Annotated in this window: 18 protein-coding genes, 2 tRNA genes, 1 rRNA gene and 1 pseudogene; 14 read left to right on the top strand and 8 right to left on the bottom strand. The window is 55.0% G+C overall.

Going from position 1 to position 21,996, the window contains the following annotated elements:
- Window positions 1–73: 73 nt before the first annotated feature.
- From EAW52_RS06335 to EAW52_RS06320, 4 genes are all read right to left on the bottom strand, one after another.
- Window positions 74–149, bottom strand: a tRNA-Ala gene (locus EAW52_RS06335).
- Between the two features lie 6 nt (window positions 150–155).
- Window positions 156–232 (bottom strand) — tRNA-Ile (locus EAW52_RS06330).
- Window positions 233–330: 98 nt separating this feature from the next.
- Window positions 331–1,867 (bottom strand): 16S ribosomal RNA (locus tag EAW52_RS06325).
- Between the two features lie 506 nt (window positions 1,868–2,373).
- A complete protein-coding gene (locus tag EAW52_RS06320) occupies window positions 2,374–2,775 on the bottom strand; it encodes a hypothetical protein (protein WP_122041822.1) in 402 nt (133 codons plus the stop codon).
- 317 nt (window positions 2,776–3,092) lie between these two features.
- Between EAW52_RS06320 and EAW52_RS06315 the strand changes: the two genes are divergently transcribed.
- The 4 genes and pseudogenes from EAW52_RS06315 (at window position 3,093) to EAW52_RS06300 (ending at window position 6,583) form a co-directional block, all read left to right on the top strand.
- Entirely contained in the window at window positions 3,093–3,890 is a 798-nt protein-coding gene (locus EAW52_RS06315) for an outer membrane protein OmpK (protein WP_122041821.1), read from the top strand.
- A 105-nt stretch (window positions 3,891–3,995) separates the two neighbouring features.
- Window positions 3,996–4,526 (top strand): annotated as a pseudogene (locus EAW52_RS06310) (TetR family transcriptional regulator C-terminal domain-containing protein); the annotation flags it as partial.
- Window positions 4,523–5,113, top strand: a complete 591-nt coding sequence (locus EAW52_RS06305; protein WP_122041820.1) for a YigZ family protein — start codon at window positions 4,523–4,525, stop codon at window positions 5,111–5,113. The pseudogene EAW52_RS06310 and the gene EAW52_RS06305, both read left to right, overlap by 4 nt.
- A gap of 261 nt (window positions 5,114–5,374) precedes the next feature.
- Window positions 5,375–6,583 (top strand): ammonium transporter, encoded by a 1,209-nt coding sequence (locus EAW52_RS06300; protein ID WP_122041819.1) that lies wholly within the window; start codon window positions 5,375–5,377, stop codon window positions 6,581–6,583.
- Window positions 6,584–6,964: 381 nt separating this feature from the next.
- On the opposite strand, the gene EAW52_RS06295 is transcribed toward EAW52_RS06300, so the two are convergent.
- Window positions 6,965–8,068, bottom strand: a complete 1,104-nt coding sequence (locus tag EAW52_RS06295; protein ID WP_122041818.1) for a calcium:proton antiporter — start codon at window positions 8,066–8,068, stop codon at window positions 6,965–6,967.
- A gap of 331 nt (window positions 8,069–8,399) precedes the next feature.
- On the opposite strand from EAW52_RS06295, the gene EAW52_RS06290 reads away from it, so the two are divergent.
- On the top strand, window positions 8,400–9,347 hold the full coding sequence (locus EAW52_RS06290; RefSeq protein ID WP_122041817.1) for an adenosine deaminase: 948 nt from the start codon (window positions 8,400–8,402) through the stop codon (window positions 9,345–9,347).
- A 70-nt stretch (window positions 9,348–9,417) separates the two neighbouring features.
- Window positions 9,418–10,209, top strand: a complete 792-nt coding sequence (gene hisN / locus EAW52_RS06285; protein WP_122041816.1) for a histidinol-phosphatase — start codon at window positions 9,418–9,420, stop codon at window positions 10,207–10,209.
- A 7-nt stretch (window positions 10,210–10,216) separates the two neighbouring features.
- On the opposite strand, the gene EAW52_RS06280 is transcribed toward hisN, so the two are convergent.
- Window positions 10,217–11,137 (bottom strand): LysR family transcriptional regulator, encoded by a 921-nt coding sequence (locus EAW52_RS06280; RefSeq protein WP_074822670.1) that lies wholly within the window; start codon window positions 11,135–11,137, stop codon window positions 10,217–10,219.
- A 93-nt stretch (window positions 11,138–11,230) separates the two neighbouring features.
- Here EAW52_RS06280 and EAW52_RS06275 point away from each other — a divergent pair, with 93 nt between their 5' ends.
- The 4 genes from EAW52_RS06275 to EAW52_RS25865 all read left to right on the top strand — a co-directional run bounded on the left by EAW52_RS06275 (window position 11,231) and on the right by EAW52_RS25865 (window position 16,185).
- On the top strand, window positions 11,231–11,524 hold the full coding sequence (locus EAW52_RS06275; protein ID WP_010795508.1) for a putative quinol monooxygenase: 294 nt from the start codon (window positions 11,231–11,233) through the stop codon (window positions 11,522–11,524).
- Window positions 11,525–11,534: 10 nt separating this feature from the next.
- Entirely contained in the window at window positions 11,535–12,554 is a 1,020-nt protein-coding gene (locus EAW52_RS06270; protein ID WP_122041815.1) for a zinc-binding alcohol dehydrogenase family protein, read from the top strand.
- 149 nt (window positions 12,555–12,703) lie between these two features.
- The gene (locus tag EAW52_RS06265; RefSeq protein ID WP_122041814.1) at window positions 12,704–15,937 is read left to right on the top strand and encodes an EAL domain-containing protein; all 3,234 of its coding nucleotides are present in this window, start codon (window positions 12,704–12,706) and stop codon (window positions 15,935–15,937) included.
- A 77-nt stretch (window positions 15,938–16,014) separates the two neighbouring features.
- The gene (locus EAW52_RS25865) at window positions 16,015–16,185 is read left to right on the top strand and encodes a hypothetical protein (protein ID WP_010795511.1); all 171 of its coding nucleotides are present in this window, start codon (window positions 16,015–16,017) and stop codon (window positions 16,183–16,185) included.
- Between the two features lie 5 nt (window positions 16,186–16,190).
- Here EAW52_RS25865 and EAW52_RS06260 read toward each other — a convergent pair whose 3' ends face one another.
- The gene (locus EAW52_RS06260) at window positions 16,191–17,369 is read right to left on the bottom strand and encodes a Bcr/CflA family multidrug efflux MFS transporter (protein WP_122041813.1); all 1,179 of its coding nucleotides are present in this window, start codon (window positions 17,367–17,369) and stop codon (window positions 16,191–16,193) included.
- A gap of 129 nt (window positions 17,370–17,498) precedes the next feature.
- Between EAW52_RS06260 and EAW52_RS06255 the strand changes: the two genes are divergently transcribed.
- A complete protein-coding gene (locus tag EAW52_RS06255) occupies window positions 17,499–18,131 on the top strand; it encodes a TetR family transcriptional regulator (protein WP_010795513.1) in 633 nt (210 codons plus the stop codon).
- On the opposite strand, the gene EAW52_RS06250 is transcribed toward EAW52_RS06255, so the two are convergent.
- A complete protein-coding gene (locus EAW52_RS06250) occupies window positions 18,110–18,307 on the bottom strand; it encodes a heavy-metal-associated domain-containing protein (RefSeq protein WP_122041812.1) in 198 nt (65 codons plus the stop codon). The two genes, EAW52_RS06255 and EAW52_RS06250, sit on opposite strands and share 22 nt — an antisense overlap.
- 167 nt (window positions 18,308–18,474) lie before the next feature.
- Here EAW52_RS06250 and EAW52_RS06245 point away from each other — a divergent pair, with 167 nt between their 5' ends.
- The 3 genes from EAW52_RS06245 to cueR are packed head-to-tail and all read left to right on the top strand — an operon-like array spanning window position 18,475 to window position 21,866.
- On the top strand, window positions 18,475–19,008 hold the full coding sequence (locus EAW52_RS06245) for a cytochrome b (RefSeq protein WP_122041811.1): 534 nt from the start codon (window positions 18,475–18,477) through the stop codon (window positions 19,006–19,008).
- A 51-nt stretch (window positions 19,009–19,059) separates the two neighbouring features.
- Window positions 19,060–21,459 carry a heavy metal translocating P-type ATPase gene (locus tag EAW52_RS06240; RefSeq protein ID WP_218567922.1) on the top strand — a complete coding sequence of 800 codons (2,400 nt, stop codon included), beginning with the start codon at window positions 19,060–19,062 and terminating at the stop codon, window positions 21,457–21,459.
- Window positions 21,456–21,866 carry a Cu(I)-responsive transcriptional regulator gene (cueR, locus tag EAW52_RS06235; protein WP_122041809.1) on the top strand — a complete coding sequence of 137 codons (411 nt, stop codon included), beginning with the start codon at window positions 21,456–21,458 and terminating at the stop codon, window positions 21,864–21,866. Before EAW52_RS06240 ends, cueR begins: the two co-directional genes overlap by 4 nt.
- The last annotated feature ends 130 nt before the right edge of the window (window positions 21,867–21,996 follow it).

Here is a 21,996-nt window from a genome sequence, read left to right as displayed (position 1 = left end):
AGTCAATGCTCCGACCCAACCCTTAGGGGGGGGGGGGTAAGCACTCAGTTCTGAGCTTTAACGCGGTGTTAGATGGTGGAGCCAAGGAGGATCGAACTCCTGACCTCCTGCGTGCAAAGCAGGCGCTCTCCCAGCTGAGCTATGGCCCCATCGATTGGTGGGTCTGGGCAGATTCGAACTGCCGACCTCACCCTTATCAGGGGTGCGCTCTAACCAACTGAGCTACAGACCCAATCGTCTAACGCTTGAGTCTTGACTCATCTCGCGTCTTTATTTCAGTGAATCAAGCAATTCGTGTGGGAGCTTATGCCAAAGCTGGGATCTATCGATTAAGGAGGTGATCCAGCCGCAGGTTCCCCTACGGCTACCTTGTTACGACTTCACCCCAGTCATGAATCACACCGTGGTAACCGTCCTCCCGAAGGTTAGACTAGCTACTTCTGGTGCAACCCACTCCCATGGTGTGACGGGCGGTGTGTACAAGGCCCGGGAACGTATTCACCGTGACGTTCTGATTCACGATTACTAGCGATTCCGACTTCACGCAGTCGAGTTGCAGACTGCGATCCGGACTACGATCGGTTTTATGGGATTAGCTCCACCTCGCGGTTTGGCAACCCTTTGTACCGACCATTGTAGCACGTGTGTAGCCCAGGCCGTAAGGGCCATGATGACTTGACGTCATCCCCACCTTCCTCCGGTTTGTCACCGGCAGTCTCCTTAGAGTGCCCACCATGATGTGCTGGTAACTAAGGACAAGGGTTGCGCTCGTTACGGGACTTAACCCAACATCTCACGACACGAGCTGACGACAGCCATGCAGCACCTGTGTCAGAGTTCCCGAAGGCACCAATCCATCTCTGGAAAGTTCTCTGCATGTCAAGGCCTGGTAAGGTTCTTCGCGTTGCTTCGAATTAAACCACATGCTCCACCGCTTGTGCGGGCCCCCGTCAATTCATTTGAGTTTTAACCTTGCGGCCGTACTCCCCAGGCGGTCAACTTATTGCGTTAGCTGCGCCACTAAAGTCTCAAGGACCCCAACGGCTAGTTGACATCGTTTACGGCGTGGACTACCAGGGTATCTAATCCTGTTTGCTCCCCACGCTTTCGCACCTCAGTGTCAGTATCAGTCCAGGTGGTCGCCTTCGCCACTGGTGTTCCTTCCTATATCTACGCATTTCACCGCTACACAGGAAATTCCACCACCCTCTACCGTACTCTAGCCAGGCAGTTTTGGATGCAGTTCCCAGGTTGAGCCCGGGGATTTCACATTCAACTTACCAAGCCACCTACGCGCGCTTTACGCCCAGTAATTCCGATTAACGCTTGCACCCTCTGTATTACCGCGGCTGCTGGCACAGAGTTAGCCGGTGCTTATTCTGCTGGTAACGTCAAAGCTGCAACGTATTAGGTTACAACCCTTCCTCCCAGCTTAAAGTGCTTTACGACCCGAGGGCCTTCTTCACACACGCGGCATGGCTGGATCAGGCTTTCGCCCATTGTCCAATATTCCCCACTGCTGCCTCCCGTAGGAGTCTGGACCGTGTCTCAGTTCCAGTGTGACTGATCATCCTCTCAGACCAGTTACGGATCGTCGCCTTGGTGAGCCGTTACCCCACCAACTAGCTAATCCGACCTAGGCTCATCTGATAGCGTGAGGTCCGAAGATCCCCCACTTTCTCCCGTAGGACGTATGCGGTATTAGCGTTCCTTTCGAAACGTTGTCCCCCACTACCAGGCAGATTCCTAGGCATTACTCACCCGTCCGCCGCTGAATCAGAGAGCAAGCTCTCCTCATCCGCTCGACTTGCATGTGTTAGGCCTGCCGCCAGCGTTCAATCTGAGCCATGATCAAACTCTTCAGTTCAAACATATCCGGGTTTTGAGAAAACCCTAAACTTGGCTCAGCAATCGCAAATAAACTCTCGAATTCACGAGTGTTACTTGTCTTGCTGATAATCTTGTCGATCCATCAGTCTTACAGCACAAGCACCCACACGAATTGCTTGATTCAACTTGTTAAAGAGCGGTTGGTTAAGACCTTGTCTCAACCGAGGCGCGCATTCTACGCTAACCTCTTGTCCTGTCAAGCTTTTTGTTCAACCGGTCTAACCAGCCGAACCGCTTGCCGGACCTGCCGGATCAGAAAACCTGTTCTGGCAGCGGGAGGCGTATTCTACACAAGCCCAGGGGCTTGTCAACTACCGCTTCCCTCTTTCCACTTCTGCCAGACCGGAGGCCTGACCTTGACTAAACAGCTAAGCCATTGATCTACAAGGCTTTTTGCTGTTCCGTTGCAGCGGAAGTGGGGCGCATTATAGGCCCCTCCGCTCACAGGTCAAGCTTTATTTGAAATATATCTGTAATCAACCTTTATCGATCTTGATAGAGATCGACAGGCGCCAGGAAGTAGCCCTGCTCACTTTGGACGACGCGGTATTGCTTTATCTCTCCGGGTGCAAGCAACAATGACTGACTCTTTATAGAAGCCATTGGAGCAGAGCAATAGCCAGCACCCAGCGAACGCAGCATAACAGTGGTTTCGCCCGGCGGCAGGTTAAAGGAAACGCTTTCGCCAGCCATCAAGCGAGCGGCCAGTTCGTTCTTAAGGTAAATGCCAACATCACAGGCGGATGTAGTGGCTGTATCCCCTCGCGTAATCATCAAGACTGAAGGAGAGCCGCCTGCAGCGCCCGGGCTAGTAATGGTCTGGGCACAGATAAAGCTAGCGTAAAATGCCAGAATGCCTGCTAACAGCTTTAGGGGATGCCGCATGTTGGTTTCTCCTGCTCACCTGTGGTGATGATTTTCTGCTCTGCTCAAGCATGGAACAGAGCCTTTCCTTTATATCGACAGAGCGCCCGAATTCTTATTACACGGTGCTCATTTTTTTGCACGGCGAAAAGCCTACCTGTCGGCCTTACCTACCGCTTACCTGATTGACTCAAAAAGCCCTTTCGCTTGGCTTAGACCTCTGTAGAATGCCGCCGCCCAAACCTTGGCTCTGTTCTTGCTAAAAGGGGAAAAGCCTGACCGAGCGGACAGGTTTGGAGCGTTTATTACTAAAAACGACTTTTCTTTAGGAGCAGACAATGAGCCGCGCCCTTTCTTCCGTTGTCTTAGCCAGCGGCCTGTTGTTAACAGGAAATGCTATGGCTGATGGCATGTTACATTGGCAGGACAATAGCCTTACCTACCTATACGGGCAAAATTACAAGGTTGATCCTGATACCCAGCAAACGATCACCTTTGAACATGCCAGTGACTGGTCATGGGGCGATATCTGGTTTTTTGTCGATAACAGTTGGTACAACGGTGTCGGGCGCTCCAACGCCAATGGCCATCACAGTTACTATGGCGAATTCAGCCCTCGCTTCTCGCTGGGTAAGCTGACGGGTACCAAATTAGAGCTTGGCCCGATCACTGATGTGCTGCTGGCCACTACCTATGAGTTTGGTGAAGGTGATGTCGATAGCTACCTGATCGGCCCTGGTTTCGATCTGAAGGTGCCCGGCTTCAATTTCTTTACTCTGAACTTCTACTATCGCAAGCCTGAAGGTAGCCGGGTTCGCTCAGGCGCCTGGCAGGTTACGCCCGCATGGTCCATTACTTTGCCGGCTGGGACTTCAGATATCCTGTTTGACGGCTACATCGACTGGGTCGTTAATAATAGAAACGATAACAAAACTCCTAGTCGCAGCTATCACGCCAATTTCCACTTCAACCCACAGATCAAATATGACCTTGGCAAGGCGATGGGCTACGAAGCCAAGCATATGTATGTAGGGGTGGAGTACGATTACTGGTCTGACAAATACGGCATCAAAGACAGCCAAGCTTTTCGCACGGACCAGAATACTTTTAGCGTAATAGCCAAATATCATTTCTAAGAGCTTAGGCGCAGCGCCTATTTGATGCGCTGCGCCTGCTTATGCTACTCATTTTATCAAGCGCCGTTCTCGAAACGCGGCACTCCTGAGCCCCTGACTGGCCTCATGAATACCATTGCCCAGCGGGTCGGCTTGCCCAAGGCCAACGTACATTACTGTTTCAATAACACGTTAGGCTTCATATGGCTCTGTTGGCCAATATCCTTGAGCTCTGGCAGTACATTTAACACGCTTGCGTTTGAAGAGCACCCTGCCGAAGCATTGGCTCGCTACATTCAAGCCAAAACGACGCTTTCTCGGCGGCATTTTCTAGCCTCGTGTATTTTTGCCATGGAAATTGTTGGTGACGGTACTTGCCTGTATGAATATTTCGATCAGGACTACCGGAACTGGTTTAGGCAGCGGGCAGCTGTCTTTGAAGCATGGATCAAACACGGCAAAATGGATCCTGTTGCCCCTGTACATCTTATTTTTGTGCTATGGGGCAGCACTTAGCACTATGCTGACTTTTCCAGCCGACTCTGCCATGTGACAGGACGCAACCAATTGACTGACCAGGATTTCGAGGCAGCGACCCATACGTTGACTCATATCATATTCAAGGGCTGTAGCCTTCAGCTGCCGGCTCGCATATGAGCGAAACACTATTAGTTGAAGCGGTGTTTCAGGAAGAGATCCGCAAGAGTCGCTTTCAGGCTTTTGCTGCGCCTATTTCAAGTGCTGCCGATGCGCAGACTTTTATTGACCGGGTCAGCGACCCTGGTGCTACTCATAATTGTTGGGCCTGGAAGCTTGGCCAACAATATCGGTTCAACGATGACGGCGAGCCTGGCGGGACTGCCGGCCGCCCCATCCTAACGGCCATCGAAGGACAGAACTGTGACCGAGTGGTTGTAGTGGTAACACGCTGGTTCGGTGGCATAAAGCTGGGGACAGGTGGATTGGTGCGCGCATATGGAGGCTGTGCTGCCAAATGCCTTCAACAGGCTGAGCGTGTGGAGTTAGTACCTCGAGTTCTGGTGGCCTGCCACTGCACTTATTCTGAGCTTCCCCTGCTCGAATCCAGACTACGTGAGTTTGATGCTCTTCTAGACGACAAAGCATTCGGTGCCTCGGGTGTCGATATTCGCCTGGCTTTGCCGGAAGAGCATCTTTCTCCTCTAGAGCGCTTTCTGGCAGATGTTAGCCGGGGCCGCATAGCGTTGCACCGTATCCAGGAATAGAACTGCCCAAGCGAAGCGTATAGCTTCGCTCTTCACCGCTTCGAACGGCACAAGAATTGCTGCCTTATGGTGCGCAGGAGAGAGACCCTGCCCTGCAAGCGTGCAATTGAGGCTTGTGGGCTCGCCTTCTCTGCCATTTAACATCTGCACCAAACATAAAAGCATGTAAATCACGTCAGGCAAAATGCGCCGTTCTAGTGCACTGACCTTGATTACTGACTGTTTTTGGTGCCGTTATTCATTCTTGTGTAATTGCCAATCATGAACGAACTGCAAAGCGCCGTAAGCATTCTGATCCACGGATCCAACACATTATTCATTCTGGTAGGCGCTGTCATGGTTTTGGCCATGCATGCTGGTTTTGCCTTTTTGGAAGTAGGCACGGTTCGCCAGAAAAACCAGGTCAATGCGCTATCAAAAATACTGGCCGACTTCGCCATTTCTACCCTGGCTTATTTTTTTATCGGGTATTGGATTGCCTATGGCGTCAACTTCTTTGGCCCGGCTGAAGCGCTAATGGCCGATAACGGCTACGCCTTGGTGAAGTTTTTCTTTCTGCTGACATTTGCAGCCGCTATTCCGGCGATTATTTCTGGCGGTATTGCTGAGCGGGCACGGTTTGCACCACAGCTCTGCGCAACGGCTCTAATCGTGGCTTTTATCTATCCGTTTTTTGAGGGAATCGTCTGGAATAACAACCACGGCGTACAAGCTTGGCTTGAAGCCTCTTTTGGCGCGAAGTTTCATGACTTTGCCGGATCGGTTGTGGTGCACGCCGTTGGGGGTTGGCTTGCATTGGGAGCCGTCCTGTTACTCGGCCGCCGTAACGGTCGTTATCGTGATGGGCGGCTGGTGGCGTTCCCTCCCTCCAATATTCCTTTCCTCGCACTTGGCTCATGGATTCTGATTATTGGCTGGTTTGGCTTTAATGTCATGAGCGCTCAGACACTGGACGGCGTAAGCGGTCTAGTTGCCGTAAATTCATTGATGGCCATGGTAGGCGGTGTCGTGGCGTCGCTTATCTTTGGGCGAAACGATCCAGGTTTTCTACACAACGGTCCGTTAGCTGGGCTGGTTGCAGTTTGTGCCGGTTCGGATTTGATGCATCCTATTGGTGCATTGGCAACAGGCTTGGTTGCTGGAGGGCTCTTTGTATGGGCATTCACTGCCACCCAGGTGAAATGGAAAATCGATGACGTTCTGGGCGTCTGGCCTTTGCACGGCCTATGCGGCGTCTGGGGTGGTATCGCATGTGGCATCTTCGGGCAACCCGTGCTGGAAGGCCGTGGAGGCGTAAGCCTTGTAAGCCAGCTGATTGGCACATGTATGGGCGTAGCGATTGCACTGGCAGGCGGACTGATCGTTTATGGCGTCATCAAAAAAGTGCTTGGTCTGCGTCTGACGCAAGAGGAAGAGTATTACGGAGCGGACTTATCCATCCACAGGATTTCTGCTACCAATCCAGAATAAGTGCTTGTTTCAAAGCGTGTATAGGATTAGCAGGCACTTTGAGAGGCTCGACTTGCTCACACTTAACGTGGATGGGGCTGTGGATAAGCCAAGGATACATGTGCCAAACGCATACGTTGCGCGGCCTAGGGAAAATTGATCACTTTTTGATCACTTCATGACGGATTGCTCCTTTATCTTGCTCCCTTATAGATTTTCAGCCCTAACCCTAGTGCTAATGGCCTACAGGCCTTCCCTTGCCTAGCCGTTTATTAGGAGTCTAGTAATCCCAATTGTCACCAAGAATATGGCAGGCCGAAAATAAGGTGCATTGAATTTTCAAGCTGCCACTTTCTGAACGATGCATAGAGCGGGCAAGCATTACCAAGCCCGCCCTCAGGATCAGAGACCGATGATTGTCAGCATAATAAAGGTCAGGAACAGTACAAAGTGAGTCATGCCTTCAATTGCATTGGTCTCACCGTCATTGAGATTGATGGCAGCAATGATGAGGGTGACACCCATCATGACCGTCTGCACTGGGGTCATAGCCATTTGCATAGGCTGCCCGGTATAAAGTGCAATGGCCTCAACAACCGGCACCGTTAGAATAACGGTGGAAAGCGATGCTCCCAACGCGATGTTGATAACAGACTGCATGCGGTTGGCCATAGCTGCACGCAAGGCAGTAAGAATCTCTGGACTGGCTGAGATAACAGCAACCACCAAGGCAGACACCATAGGCGGAACCGGCAGCCCTTCAAGACCAGCATCCAGTGATTTTGACATGACTTCAGCCAATGCGCCTGTCACTATCACGCCTACAATCAGCAGACCAACCGATAATCCTGTATTCGCTGGCGCTTCATGCTCTACGGCAGGTGAGTCACCAGCAGGCTTCTTTTTCTTCTTTTCTGGATAGTTGTAGCTGAAGAAGTAACTATGGGGACCAGTCTGCATCCGCAGAAACAGGGCATACATCAAGACCATTACGATAATGGTAAAGCCAGAGTAGACATGCCAGCGCTCAACCGGGATAAATTCCGGCACCAGCATGGAGATACTCACTGCGGTCAGGATCATTACCCCATAACTACGGCTGGAATCATCATTGTAGCGCTGCTCGCCATGCTTGAGCCCTCCAAGAAGAGCGGCCAAGCCGATCAGTCCATTGATATCGAGAATAACAGCTGCGTAGATCGTGTCTCGCGCCAGGGTCGGCGAATGATCGTGCCCCATCATAATGGCTAGGATGATCACTTCTACCAGCACCGCCGAAAGCGTCAGGATCATCGTACCGTAGGGATCACCTACTTTTTCAGCAAGCACCTCTGCATGGTGAGCAACACGCATGGCAGCGCAGATGATGGCTGCGATCAGGGCCACCGCCCCGACCAAGGCAATCGTCTGGCCGCTTCCTATCAATTGATGCTCGAAGACATAGGCCAGCACGCCGGCCATAATGGCGATCAGCAGAAATGCTTCGCCCCTCAATGTTGAAACCATGTAAGTCGTATCCTTTGAAAGACTCGCCTCATGCGGCGAAAGGCCAGCCAATTGACGGCATAGGGTTACGACATGTTTCAGCGCGTGATTTCGCCATCGGCCTGCAAAAAATCATTGCACTCCGCTAAAACGCTCTCGTGCCCCTGGGCCTCTTCCAGAAACCAGAGGTGGTTATGAGACTGCCAGACTGCAAGGCGTCGGCCTGACGCTCTGCACAGGCATTAATAGCGCTTTGCCTGCTTCAATGCCCCGCTCAGGCAGTAAAGACCTGCGCAGCGCCGGTGGGCATGACATAATTCCGGGCAAATCGCTGTTAATGAGTAATCCCACCATGTACGACTGGCTCAATGCCCTCCCCAAAGCCGAACTTCATCTTCATCTGGAGGGCACGCTCGAGCCCGAGCTCATGTTCAAGCTGGCTGAGCGCCATGGCATCCAGCTGCCTTTCGAGAATGTCGAGGCGCTGCGCAAAGCCTACTCCTTCAACAACCTTCAGGAATTTCTGGACCTGTATTACCAGGGCGCGAATGTTCTGCGCACTGAAGAAGACTTTTACGACCTGACTTGGGCCTACCTACTCAAGTGCAAGGAACAAAACGTCATTCATACCGAGCCGTTCTTCGACCCACAAACGCATACGGACCGTGGTATTCCGTTCGAAGTAGTTCTGCGCGGTATCCAGCAGGCGCTCAAGGATGGCGAGCAGAAGCTGGGTGTAACCAGCGGCTTGATCCTGAGCTTCCTGCGTCATCTGTCTGAAGACGAAGCCCAGAAGACACTGGATCAGGCGCTTCCCTTCCGTGACGCCTTTATTGCGGTTGGCCTGGACAGCTCCGAGATGGGTCATCCGCCAAGCAAGTTCAAACGTGTTTTCGACCGAGCGCGCAGCGAAGGCTTTGTTGCTGTGGCACATGCTGGCGAGGAAGGCCCGCCCGAGTACATCTGGGAAGCTCTGGATCTGCTGAATGTGGTCCGTATCGACCATGGCGTCCGTGCAGCCGAAGATGAGCGCCTGCTGCACCGCCTGATCGACCAGCAGATTCCGCTGACGGTCTGCCCGCTGTCCAACACCAAACTGTGCGTGTTTGATGACATGAGCCAGCACAACATTCTCAAGCTGCTTGAGCGTGGCCTGAAAGTGACCGTGAACTCTGATGATCCAGCCTATTTTAATGGCTACGTGACTGAAAACTTTATGGCCTTACATGAAAGCCTGGGCATGACTCAGGATCAGGCCAAGCGCCTAGCCCAGAACAGCCTGGACGCCCGCCTGGTCTGACAGGTACTACCGGCCGCCCTCGTGCGGCCGGTTTTCATTGTGCTATCCGTAATCGCTATCGAGAACTTCAATGCCTTTGAATGCCGCTGAAACGACCCAGTATCAACAGTTCGCCGAGCGCCTGGCCGATGCCGCCGCCGTGGCTATCAAGCCGTATTTCCGCTCGCAGCTTCAAGTGGATGACAAAGGCGGTCGCCTATTCGACCCCGTCACGCTGGCCGACAAGGCCGCCGAGCGCGCCATGCGTGAGTTGATCCTGAGCGAATTTCCAGAACACGGCATTCTGGGTGAAGAAGAAGACGCTGTTACCGGAAGCAGTTCGCTGACTTGGGTGCTGGACCCTATCGATGGCACGCGCGCCTTCATTACCGGGCTACCGCTCTGGGGTACCTTGATCGCCCTGAACGATGGCTCTCGCCCCGTCATCGGCGTAATGAATCAGCCGTTCACAGGCGAGCGCTTTGTCGGCACACCAGAAGGCGCCTGGCTCAATGGCGCCCCGCTAAAGACCCGCGCCTGTGCCAGCCTCTCCAAGGCCCGTGTGATGTGTACAAGCCCCCAGATCCTTGATACACCAGAGCGTCTGGCAGCGTTTGAACGCATTGCCGAACAGGCCCAGCTGGTTCGCTTCGGTGGTGACTGTTACGCCTATTGCATGCTGGCGTCGGGCTTTGTGGATGTCATTATCGAGGCGAGTCTACAACCCTATGATGTCCAGGCGCTGATTCCGATCATCGAAGGCGCTGGCGGTGTCATGACCAGTTGGAATGGTGGCGACGCGCAGAATGGCGGTGCAATCATCGCCTGTGGTGACAAGACGCTGCATGCCGAACTCATTCAGCAGCTTGCCCCCTACGCCTGATTTCTGTCTATAGGCCTTGCCAGGGCGCTTTTTCCAGAAGCCTCTGGCAATGCAGCCGGATCAGATCCCTCAATTGCGTCACGGCGCTCGATAGTTGGGCGCGGTGTGGACAGAGCAGGTTAAGCGGCGTTACTTCGCCATGCCACTCCGGTAGCGCCAGTTCCAGTAGCCCCGCTTCGACATCACTCGCGACATCCAGCCACGACTTATAAACAAGCCCCTGCCCGGCCACGGCCCAGCGTCGAATGACATCGGCATCATCACTTATGCGGTCTCCCTGAACGGTGACCGTTACCTGTCGCTTGCCATCATCGAATACCCATCGATCATGAGCCCTGGAACCACGCATATAGCAGAGGCAATTATGCTGACGCAGTTCATCCGGCTGCTGAGGATGGCCCCGTCGTTGAAAGTAAGCAGGCGACGCACACAGTACACGTCGATTGAGCGGAGCGAGGGGCAAGGCCACTAGGGAAGAATCTTCAGGTGCGCCATACCGGATGGCAATGTCTACAGACTCACGAAACAGATCGTTCAGGTGATCGGACAGGAGCAATCGAAAGCTTACCTCAGGATGCAGCGCCTGAAATTCGTCCAGCCATTCTAGTAGATGATTGCGACCCAGATCCGAAGGTGCCGACAGATGCAGCACACCCCTGATCCCAGCCTTGCCGCTTTCCAGCAGGCGCTGCCCTTCCTCAAGGCTCTGCAAGGCTTGTCGGGCGTGCTCCAGATACATCTGCCCTTCAGAGGTTAGCCGAAGGCTTCGGGTCGAGCGCGCCAGAAGCCTGGTATCAAGCGCATCCTCTAGACGCTTCAGCGCCGCGCTCGCTACCGCTGCCGATAGACCTAATTCTCGCGCAGCGGCGGAAAGACTGGCGCATTCCACAGTCCTAACAAACAGTTGCAAGTCAGCCAGACGGATCATTTTCAAGATTTTATTGAAAGAGCCTTGCTTTATAACGGCTTTTATCATCCAACGAAAGAGAACACCATTACTGCATTTCACAGGAGAAATACGATGACTACTCCCCTGACACTGGTTGCTACCCTGGTTGCCAAAGAGGGTTCCGAAGCTGAACTGGAACAAGCCCTACGCGGTCTGCAGCCGCAGAGCCGCGCAGAAGATGCTTGTATCCAATATGACTTCCATCGCGATGCCGAGCAGCCACGCACGTTTCACATGATCGAACAATGGCGTGACGAAGCGTCCCTAGCCCAGCACGAGGCAACACCACACTTTCAGGCCGCCCTGCCGGTTATCGAGCGTACCGCTGAGAAATTCAGCGTAACCAAAATGTACCGTATCTCCTGAGGAAAACAGCATGAAAGTCGTTGCGCATTACAAGTGCCTGCCTGTCGATAACCCGGATAGCCTGCAGGACATAGAGCTCCCCGAACCAACCCCAGGCCCGCGTGATCTGTTGGTTGAAGTCAAGGCCGTCTCGGTGAATCCGGTGGATACCAAGGTTCGTCAGGGTTACGTTCCCCATGCCGATGAGTCGCAGCCGCGCATTCTGGGCTGGGATGCTACCGGCATCGTCAAATCGGTAGGCCGCGATGTCACCCTGTTCAAGCCGGGCGACAAGGTTTGGTATGCCGGATCACTAGTACGTCCGGGCAGCAATAGCGAGTTTCAGCTGGTCGACGAGCGCATCGTAGGTCGCATGCCTGAATCGTTGGCGTTCGCTCAGGCGGCTGCGCTGCCGTTGACATCCATTACCGCATGGGAACTGCTATTTGATCGCCTGGGTGTCACGCGTGACAAGGCCGATCGTGGCGAAACCCTGCTGATCGTGGGCGCTGCGGGCGGTGTGGGCTCAATCATGACGCAACTGGCTCGCCAATTGACCGGGCTGACCGTCATCGGTACGGCTTCTCGTCCTGAGACGCAGACCTGGGTAACCGAACTCGGCGCGCATCATGTGATCGATCACAGCAAACCGCTCAGCGAGGAGCTCAAGCGCATCGGAATTCCGCAGGTTACCTATGTCGCGAGCCTGACCCAGACCGATCGTCATTATGAGCAGATCATCGAGTCTCTGATGCCTCAGGGCAAACTCGGCCTGATCGACGATCCTGAGTCGCTGGACGCCGTACCGCTCAAGCGCAAGAGCCTGTCGCTGCACTGGGAACTGATGTATACCCGCTCGCTGTACGAGACGTCGGACATGCAGGAGCAGCATAACCTGCTCAACGAGGTGGCTCAGCTGATCGATAGCGGTGTACTGCGCACTACGTTCGGTGAGCATTACGGAAAGATCAACGCCGAGAACCTGCGTCGCGCCCATGCCCTGCTGGAAAGCGGCAAGGCCAAGGGCAAGATCGTATTGGAAGGCTTCTGATCGCCAGCAGCCCGGTAGTGAAAGGCTGCCGGGCTGCTTTCAGAGAGCTATCAAGCGTCAGGCCAATGGCATGGCAGTGAACCTCGTCACACGCTACCCTGTCCACTGTGGATATCAGCTTTCGCTTCGCGCGAACGATGGGGACACGGATGCGGACATTTCATCCATTTCGCTTGGCTGGTCTGTACGCCCTGATCGGCATTGCGTGGGTAGCTGTCACTGACTACCTTCTAGATCATGCGTCATTCAATACCAGTACACTTAGTACTCTGCAAACGACCAAGGGCATTCTTTTTGTCTGTGGCATTGCCGTCCTGCTCTATTTCTATGTTCGTCGAGAGCAGCACGCGCGCCAACAGCTGCTCGATGAGTTGCAGCGGCATGTAGAGCAACTGCAGCAAACATTAAACGCCACTGAACAGGCTGCCGATGCCCCCTCCCCGCCTCAGCCTGTCGATCAGACGCATGCTAAAACACATCATTATCAGGACATAATCGCTCATCTTCCGATTGTGGCCTTTCTGGTCGATATAGACGGACATTGGCGTTTTCTCAGCTCAGCCTGGGAGCGGATGACCAATAAACCGATCGCTCAAACAATAGGCGTTTCGGTTTTCCAGTGTTTCCATAGCCAGGAAAGCCAGCCCATCCGCCAGATGCTCAATGAGTTTCGTGACGGTACGCGACAAGACTGGTCTGCCACGCTGCGCCTGTGCCAAGCGGATGGCGCGCATCGCTGGGTTTCGTTCAGGATTCACAAGGTCATTGATGATGGTCTTCAGGGAACCCTCACCGATATCCACCATCAGTTTCAGGCTGACGCCTTACAGCGCGCCCGCAATGCCGTGCTCGACGAGCTCCTATTGGGGCACTCCAAACGCAGCATCCTTACGGGTATTGCCAAGCGTCTGGAAGACATATTCCCTGAAATGCGCATTATCATTCAAATAGCGGATTACTCTCGAAACAAACTCCGCGTTAGCGCAGCGCCTAGCCTTCCGGATGCGTATATCAATGCCATGGAAGACTCACCTATCGCTCCAGACTCAGGCACTTGTGGTGCAGCGGTCTACCGTAACGGGCTGGTTATCAGCCAGGACATCGAGCACGACCCGAACTGGGAGGGTTTGCGCGCGGCTGCCCGGCAGGCCGATATCCGCTCCGGCTGGTCCTTGCCGATTCGTGATGAGACCGAGAGTGCTGTTGGGGTATTTGGCATCTATTACCACACACTCACCTCACCCGAGCAGACCACCATTGCGCTGGTCAACGAATTTACCCGCCTGGCCGCACTGGCCATCCGGCAACAGCGTCATACTCAAGAGCGGGACGAGATTGAGCACCGTTTTCGCGCTACGTTCGAACATGCGGCCATTGGGATTGCCTTGGTAGGGCTCGACTACAAATGGATGCAAGCCAATCGATACTTTTGCCAGATGGTGGGATATTCGCACGACGAGTTAAAAAACCTGACGGTTCATGACGTAACCTACTCCGAGGACTTTTCCTCCGGTGCCGAGCGGATCCGGGAACTGCTCGCCGGCACAATAGATAGCTATGAACTTCAAAAACGCTATGTGCGTCGGGATGGGCACATCATCTGGGTCGATCTAAACATTACCCTGATTCGAAGTACGCAGGGCGAGCCACACTATTTTATTGCAGTCATCGAAGACATAACGCTACGTAAAATGCAGGAGCAGTCGCTGCGTCAGGCAGCGGCTCTTTTCGAAAACAGCCGTGACAGCATCGTAGTGCTCGATCAGCGACGCCGTATTCTCGTGGCTAACCCGACCTTCCAGGCCTTGTGCAACCGCTCCATCACCGAGCTGCAAGGTCAGAAACTGCCGCTGCCGCTGGGTGGTCGTCAGGATCATCATTTCTATCGCACCCTGTGGCGCACCTTGCTAAGGGAGGGTCACTGGGAAGGCGAGGTGCTATGGCGCCGGCCCAATGGCATGAATTTCCCTGGTTGGCTCAACATCAGACAAATCAGCCAGCAGGACCAACATCAGTTCGTGATGGTGCTGAGCGATACCAGCCAACTCAAGGAAAGCGAAGCACGGCTGGCCCATTTGGCCCATTTCGATCCACTGACTGACCTACCCAACCGCTTGCTCGCCCGGACCCGACTGGATCATGCCTTGAAGCGGCTTCAGGGCGAGGGTCAACTGGCCGTGCTGCTGCTTGATCTCGACCATTTTCGTACCGTTAACGAAAGTTATGGCCATCCCGCAGGGGATGATTTGATCAACGCAGTAGCCAATACCCTCAGATCCGGCCTGAGGCCCGAGGACACGCTGGCCCGCATTGGAGGAGATGAGTTTCTGGTCATCCTTGAGCAATTCGAACGGCTCGATGAAGTGGCAACGCTGGCGCAAACGCTGCGCCAGCTGTTAGAAGCCCCGTTACGTCTGGAAGATGGCGAGGAGGTCTTTCTTAGCTTGAGCCTGGGTATCAGTGTCTACCCCAGCGATGGTAGCACTGCCGACGAGCTGATTCGCAATGCAGACGCGGCCATGCACTTGGCTAAGAACCAGGGTCGCGACACCTACCGCTTCTATACGCAGGCGTTAACAGAACAGGCTCGTCGGCGGTTAAGCTTGGAATCGCGCCTGCGCGTAGCGTTGCAACGCTGCGATTTTGTCTTGTATTACCAACCCCTGATTGATGTCGCAACGGGCCAACCCATTGGCGCAGAAGCGTTGGTGCGCTGGCGCGACCCCGAATTTGGAATGATCTCCCCGGCCGACTTCATTCCCCTGGCCGAGGAAACCGGGCTGATCGTCCCTCTGGGCTTCTGGATCCTGGAGCAGGCCTGCTACCAGATCCGGGAGTGGCTCGACAAAGGTATCGAACTCGACATCGTCGCGGTCAATCTATCTCCACGGCAATTTGCCCAAGCCGATCTGGCCGAGCGCATTACCAGAGCACTGAATCGACAACATCTGCCTGCCAATAAGCTGGAGCTGGAAATCACAGAGGGAACGCTGATGGAAAATGTCGAGATGGCATTAACCAGCCTTGCGGCTCTGAAAGCGCTTGGGGTGCGCATTGCAGTCGATGACTTTGGCACTGGCTACTCGTCGCTTGCCTACCTGCGCCGTTTCCCACTGGATAAACTCAAGATCGACCAGAGCTTCATGCGCGATATCCGTACCGATAATGGTGAACATGGCAATCAGGCCATTGCGTCCGCCATTATTGCCTTGGGGCACAGCCTGCACCTGGATGTTCTGGCAGAAGGTGTTGAAACCGACGAACAGCTTGAAGTGATCCGTAAACTCGGCTGTCAGCAATGCCAGGGGTATCTGTTCAGCCCTCCGCTTCCACCGGAAGCGTTCGAGAAATGGTATTACGATTACCACCGGTCACTAACTTGATCCACGTCACGCTTCTGTAACCTAAGTGAGGTCTACACTAAGCGCCCACCGACAACCGAGGGAAGGGGGAATACGCAATGAAAATTGAAGTCCGCCCGTTGACGCGCTCGCCTCAAAGTAGTTGGCAAGTTCGTCTGGATGATCAAGCCATCACCTTTAGAACCGAGGACGAAGCGCGTACATACGTCGACAAGCTCAATGCTCGATTGAAAGCCCCTCATAAGCTGCCGGAAAGCCTTCCGGCCTGATCGGATCAGTGGGGTGCTGGCCTTGTACGTGTTGTCAGCCAGGCCAGCACCGCTGCTGCCACGCCACAGATTGCAATGATTGCCGCCATTGGCCGTGCCGTACCGTCATGCAGCATTCCTACCGCCGCGGACGATAAGGCCGCGATGGAAAACTGCAGGCATCCCAACAGTGCAGACGCACTGCCTGCGTTGCTCCCCTGACCAGCCATCGCGCATGCCGAAGCGTTGGGAATGATGCCGCCCAGCGAGGCGATGCAGCAAAACAGCGGCACACAGATCCACCACAACATGGCGGGCTGAAAGGCCGCGATGACGAGCAGCACAAGGCTTGCCGCGCCGTAAAACCGCGTGACTCTTGTCAGCAGCCAGGATGGGCCGTGCCGGCTCAAAAGGCGCGCATTAATCTGACTAAATAAGATGAATCCTGCCGCATTGCTGCCAAACACCCAACCAAAATGCTCTGCCGGTATACCGTACAGGTTGATGAACACAAACGGAGAGCCTGCGATATACGCAAACATACCTGCCATGGAGATGCCGCCGATAAGCGCAAACCCCATGAAGTTCCTGTCACTCAACATTTGCCAGTATTGCCGCAGCGCGTTGCGCAACAATGGACGCGGTGCCTCGGGCGGCAGGGTTTCTGGTAGCCAGCGCGCAACCGCGCTGCCACATAGCAGGGCAAAGACCACCAAACTGATGAAAATGGCTTGCCATCCAACATGATTGAGTAGGAAGCCTCCGCCAATCGGCGCGAGGATCGGCGCAACCCCGGTCACCAGAACGATCTGGGAAAAGGCCTTGGCAGCATGAATCGGATCGCACAAGTCACGCACTACGGCACGCGAAATCACCATGCCTGCGCAACCGCCTAATGCCTGAACGAAACGCGCCGCAATCAACCACTCCAGCGTAGGCGCCATAGCACAGGCCAATGAGGCAAGGGTAAACAGAACGATACCTGTGAGCAGCGGTATACGTCGGCCGAACCGATCTGCCAGCGGTCCGTAGAACAGTTGCCCAATGGACAAGCCTGCGAAATACGCCGAAAGGCTTAACTGGACGTGTTCCACATCTGTTGAAAAGGCTTTTGCCAGTGACGGGAAAGACGGCAGGTACATATCGATGGCAAACGGCGCAAACGCGCTGAGCGCACCCAGCATTAACAAAATGCGAAATGTCATTGAGGAGATCCGGAGAGGGCCAGCGGCCCAAAAGCGATGAACTGCCATGCTGTTACATACAACAATGTTTGTAAATACACGGCCAACCGTTAAACTATCGTTTTAATCCTTGATTTTCATACGAACCTTATGCGCAGAACCAAAGAAGAAGCCGAGCAGACCCGACGCGACATCATTGAGGCCGCTGAACAGCTCTTTCTCGCCAATGGCGTGGCGCATACTAGCCTTGAGATGATAGCTCGTGAATGCGGAGTCACACGTGGCGCTGTGTATTGGCACTTCCAGAACAAGGCACATCTGTTCCATGAGATGCTCAACGAGGTTCGTACCCCCATGGAAGTGCTTAATCAGCAACTCTGCGGTTGTCAGGGGCGAGATCCGATTATTTCCTTGAAAGATGTCTGTGTGAACGGCATGCACCGGCTAACTCAGGATGAGCGCAGTCGCCGGGTTATGACCATTCTGCTGCATCGCTGTGAATTTACTGACGAGTTGCGGGAGGCCGAGGAGCGCAATAACGCCTTTATTTCACAGTTTATAGGTTTGTGCGAGCAGCTATGGAAGCATCAGGAAAAGCGGCTGCAACCGGGCGTCACGCCTCGCATGGCTGCCTTTGCCGTGCATTCGATGTTCATTGGCCTGATCAGCGACTGGCTACGCGACCCCGGCCTGTTTGACCCGGTCAAGGATTCGACCGCAATGTTCGATATCCTCTTCCGGGGCCTGGTGCGGGACTGGGATCAGGCGATTTCGGCGGAATAACCTTCTTCGCGAATCGCCTCCAGCAGCGGCTCGGGGGCTTCGCGACTGTCTACCGTGACCTTGCCGGTTGGCAGATCCACGTCGACCCTGGCCGATGCGTCCAATGCAGTAATCGCCTCGGTAACCGCCTTGACACAGTGGCCACAGCTCATGCCTTGCACATTGAAGGTATGCATGGTGTATCTCCTGACAGGAAAATTTCATTCTCAACCTTCCCATGAGGTCAAGGTCAAGTCCGGCAGCTTCTGTTAATACGGTAAGTCACTTATTATTGCGAAAGGTCGCCTTACCCTTTCGGAAGAACGGCCTATCACCACTACACCGTGCGGATAGGGACTCGCTCATGGCTACACTGCCGCGTTATTCGAATGCACAGATTCTTTTGCATTGGCTGACGGCCCCTCTGGTCATCCTCATCATTTCACTTCCCTATTTCGAAGACTTCTTCAGTGGGCTACTGGGCGGGAGCGCCGGCGTCTTTATTTTGCATAAATCGCTGGGCATTACCGTTCTGGCTCTAACCGTGATCCGCTTGCTGGTTCGCTTCAAACATGGCTCACCAGCCCTGTTGCCGCCGGATGCCGTGCTTCAGCAGAAACTGGCCAAGCTGGGGCATGCAGTACTGTATGCCCTGCTTTTTCTCATGCCCATCACAGGACTTATCTTCAGCGTTCGCCCCGTCAACTACTTCTGGTTGTTCAGCTTTGGTCCCCTGCCCTTGCCTGAAGCGCTTCGCGGTGCAGCCAAGCAATTTCATGTCACCGTGCAGTATGCGTTTATCCTACTGATTCTGGGACATGCCAGCATGGCGATCTGGCACTACGTGGCGCGTCGGGACCGTGTATTGCCCGGCATGTTGCCCCTGATCAAGGATTGATCGGCAGGGCTTGACCTTAACACGAGGTCAAGGTTGATCCTCTATCCTGTGATGAGGAGATTAACCATGACCGAATTCGATCTACCCGTACACGGCATGACATGCGCGGCCTGCGCCGGCCGGGTGGAGCGTGCGCTCAGAAAAGTTGAAGGTGTGGAAAACGCCAGCGTCAATCTGGCCAATGAGCGTGTCCGGGTCCACGCACCAGAGGGATCGCTTCCTATCTTGCAGCAAGCCATTACGCGCGCAGGATATAGCGTTCCTACCGAGTCGCTCGAACTTGATATCACCGGCATGACCTGCGCCAGTTGCGTCAACCGGGTCGAGCGCGCGCTGCGCAAGGTTCCGGGCGTCAATACCGTAAGCGTGAACCTGGCCTCCGAACAGGCCCATGTCGAGCTGATACCGGGAACAGATTCGAGCCTGCTCCTGGCCGCCATCGGCAAGGCGGGGTATGAGGCCCGACTTGCCACTACCCATGATGACAAAACGGCTGAGCAGCGTTTGGCCCGGGAACGCGGTGCCCTGATACTCGCTTTGTTATTGGCCCTTCCCCTCATTGTGCCGATGCTGCTGCAACCACTGGGTATCCACGCCATGCTGCCACCTTGGGTGCAGTTTGCACTGGCAACACCCGTTCAGTTCCTGCTGGGTGCTCGCTTTTATGTGGCTGCATGGAAGGCTGTACGGGCCCGCTCCGGCAATATGGATTTGCTGGTTGCCCTTGGCACCAGCGCAGCCTATGGCCTTAGCCTGTACCAGTGGTGGAGCGCACCGCCTCACAGTACGCCGCACCTGTATTTCGAGGCGGCTGCCGTAGTTATCGCCCTGGTCCGCCTGGGCAAATACCTGGAAAGCCGCGCCAAGCAGCAGACCGGTGATGCCATCCGTGCCTTGCAAGCCTTGCGACCGGAACGAGCTTTTAGGTTATCCAACGACGGACTGGAGCAGGAGGTCAGTCTGGCGGAGCTCAAGATAGACGATCGGGTACGTATCCGTCCCGGTGAACGGATACCCGTCGATGGTCTCGTGGAGTCTGGAGACAGCTACGCCGATGAAGCCTTGATCAGTGGAGAAAGTCGTCCAGTAGCCAAGGGACCGGGTGATCGTGTCACGGGAGGCTCCATCAATGGCGAGGGTATGCTGACGGTTCGCATAACCGCATTAGGCAATGAAAGCGTTCTGTCGCGTATCATTCGGCTGGTAGAGGACGCCCAGGCCGCCAAGGCGCCCATTCAACGCCTGGTCGATCGCGTCAGTGAGGTGTTCGTCCCCGTCGTGCTGTGTATCGCGTTGTTGACGCTGGTTGGCTGGCTGCTGGCAGGCGCAGGCTGGGAAACATCGCTCATCAATGCCGTCGCCGTTCTGGTGATTGCCTGCCCCTGCGCCCTGGGGTTGGCCACGCCTACGGCCATTATGGCCGGAACAGGCGTCGCGGCACGCCACGGCATCCTAATCAAGGATGCGCAGACGCTGGAAATAGCCCACGCCGTGGATACCGTCGCATTTGACAAGACCGGTACCTTGACCTCGGGGCAGCCTCGCCTGATTCATCTAGCAACTCACATGATCAACGAACAGGAAGCGCTGGTCTTGTCGGCCCGCCTGCAACGCGGCAGCGAACATCCTTTGGCTCAAGCCGTTCTCGCTGCCTGCGAGCGGAACCTGCTGGACGCACCTGCTGCCCAGAATATTCGCGCCCTGCCGGGGCGCGGTATTGAGGGCCAGATCGAACACCGGCAGTTGGCGTTGGCTAACGGGCGATTGCTCTATGAGCTAGCGCTCGATAAAGGTCCGCTTACCGCTCAGGCCAACGCCTGGGAAGAAGAAGGTCGCACGCTTTCCTGGCTGATTGAGCAGCAGCCCGAACCAAGGGTACTGGCCCTTCTGGCCTTTGGCGATGAGCTCAAGCCGGGAGCGAGTCATGCAATTGCCACGCTTGAAAAGCACCATATCAGCAGCCATCTGATCACAGGTGATACCGAAGGCAGCGCAAGGGTTGTTGCACGGCAGACCGGTATTCGAGACGTTCATGCCCAAGTGCTGCCAGCCGATAAGGCCGCGGTCGTACAACAGCTCAGGTCGCAAGGCCGCTGTGTGGCAATGGTGGGTGACGGGATCAACGACGCACCCGCCCTAGCGGCCGCCGATGTGGGTATCGCCATGGGCAGCGGGACGGATGTGGCCATGCATGCCGCCGGGATTACCCTGTTACGTGGCGACCCGGCATTGGTGCCAGGGGCGCTGGATATCTGCCGTCGTACGTATCGCAAGATTCGCCAGAATCTGTTCTGGGCCTTTATCTACAACGTCATTGGCATTCCGCTGGCAGCGTTTGGCCTGCTTGACCCGGTCTTCGCCGGGGCTGCCATGGCCTTTTCCAGCGTGAGCGTTGTCAGTAACGCTTTACTGCTCAAACGTTGGCAACCAGAGAAGATGAGTCAGTCATGAACATCAGCCAAGCCGCCCGCGCCAGCGGGCTTACCCCCAAGATGCTCCGGTACTACGAAAACATCGGGTTGCTGGACCCAGCCGGGCGCAGCGCCAGTGGTTATCGACAGTACCGCACCAGTGATCTGGAGACGCTGGCCTTTATCAAGCGCTCACGAGACCTGGGATTTTCGCTTGAGGAAGTCGGCAGGCTCCTGGGGCACTGGCGTGATCGACACCGCGCCAGTGCCGAGGTCAAGGCCCTGGCCAGCGCCCATGTGGATGAGCTGAACCGCAAGATCGCTGAACTGGCGAGCCTGCGTGACACTCTTCAACAGCTGGTGGATCAGTGCCCGGGCAACGAACATCCTGAATGCGCCATTCTGGACTCGCTGGGAAATGCGAGCTGTCGACATTGCAGTTCTTGAGCGATACCAGGACCAGCACTGAAGGCATGCGCTCTTTTCGCTTCGTGCCGCCAATGTTCGCTAAGCCTCACCCTAGACACCGGCCTGCAAAAGACCTGAGGCGGGTTCGATAGGGTATTGAGTGGAACTA

Source organism: Pseudomonas sp. LTJR-52 (genome assembly GCF_003691465.1).
In the GTDB taxonomy this organism is placed as follows: Bacteria; Pseudomonadota; Gammaproteobacteria; order Pseudomonadales; family Pseudomonadaceae; genus Chryseomonas; species Chryseomonas luteola.
Note: the sequence above shows the minus strand (reverse complement) of the source record. Positions and strands in the feature narration are given on the sequence as shown.

Coding starts and splice junctions, on each gene's coding strand:
- EAW52_RS06320 (WP_122041822.1), bottom strand. CDS start 2,775: ATGCGGCATCCCCTAAAGCTGTTAGCAGGCATTCTGGCATTTTACGCT.
- EAW52_RS06315 (WP_122041821.1), top strand. CDS start 3,093: ATGAGCCGCGCCCTTTCTTCCGTTGTCTTAGCCAGCGGCCTGTTGTTA.
- EAW52_RS06305 (WP_122041820.1), top strand. CDS start 4,523: ATGAGCGAAACACTATTAGTTGAAGCGGTGTTTCAGGAAGAGATCCGC.
- EAW52_RS06300 (WP_122041819.1), top strand. CDS start 5,375: ATGAACGAACTGCAAAGCGCCGTAAGCATTCTGATCCACGGATCCAAC.
- EAW52_RS06295 (WP_122041818.1), bottom strand. CDS start 8,068: ATGGTTTCAACATTGAGGGGCGAAGCATTTCTGCTGATCGCCATTATG.
- EAW52_RS06290 (WP_122041817.1), top strand. CDS start 8,400: ATGTACGACTGGCTCAATGCCCTCCCCAAAGCCGAACTTCATCTTCAT.
- hisN (WP_122041816.1), top strand. CDS start 9,418: ATGCCTTTGAATGCCGCTGAAACGACCCAGTATCAACAGTTCGCCGAG.
- EAW52_RS06280 (WP_074822670.1), bottom strand. CDS start 11,137: ATGATCCGTCTGGCTGACTTGCAACTGTTTGTTAGGACTGTGGAATGC.
- EAW52_RS06275 (WP_010795508.1), top strand. CDS start 11,231: ATGACTACTCCCCTGACACTGGTTGCTACCCTGGTTGCCAAAGAGGGT.
- EAW52_RS06270 (WP_122041815.1), top strand. CDS start 11,535: ATGAAAGTCGTTGCGCATTACAAGTGCCTGCCTGTCGATAACCCGGAT.
- EAW52_RS06265 (WP_122041814.1), top strand. CDS start 12,704: ATGCGGACATTTCATCCATTTCGCTTGGCTGGTCTGTACGCCCTGATC.
- EAW52_RS25865 (WP_010795511.1), top strand. CDS start 16,015: ATGAAAATTGAAGTCCGCCCGTTGACGCGCTCGCCTCAAAGTAGTTGG.
- EAW52_RS06260 (WP_122041813.1), bottom strand. CDS start 17,369: ATGACATTTCGCATTTTGTTAATGCTGGGTGCGCTCAGCGCGTTTGCG.
- EAW52_RS06255 (WP_010795513.1), top strand. CDS start 17,499: ATGCGCAGAACCAAAGAAGAAGCCGAGCAGACCCGACGCGACATCATT.
- EAW52_RS06250 (WP_122041812.1), bottom strand. CDS start 18,307: ATGCATACCTTCAATGTGCAAGGCATGAGCTGTGGCCACTGTGTCAAG.
- EAW52_RS06245 (WP_122041811.1), top strand. CDS start 18,475: ATGGCTACACTGCCGCGTTATTCGAATGCACAGATTCTTTTGCATTGG.
- EAW52_RS06240 (WP_218567922.1), top strand. CDS start 19,060: ATGAGGAGATTAACCATGACCGAATTCGATCTACCCGTACACGGCATG.
- cueR (WP_122041809.1), top strand. CDS start 21,456: ATGAACATCAGCCAAGCCGCCCGCGCCAGCGGGCTTACCCCCAAGATG.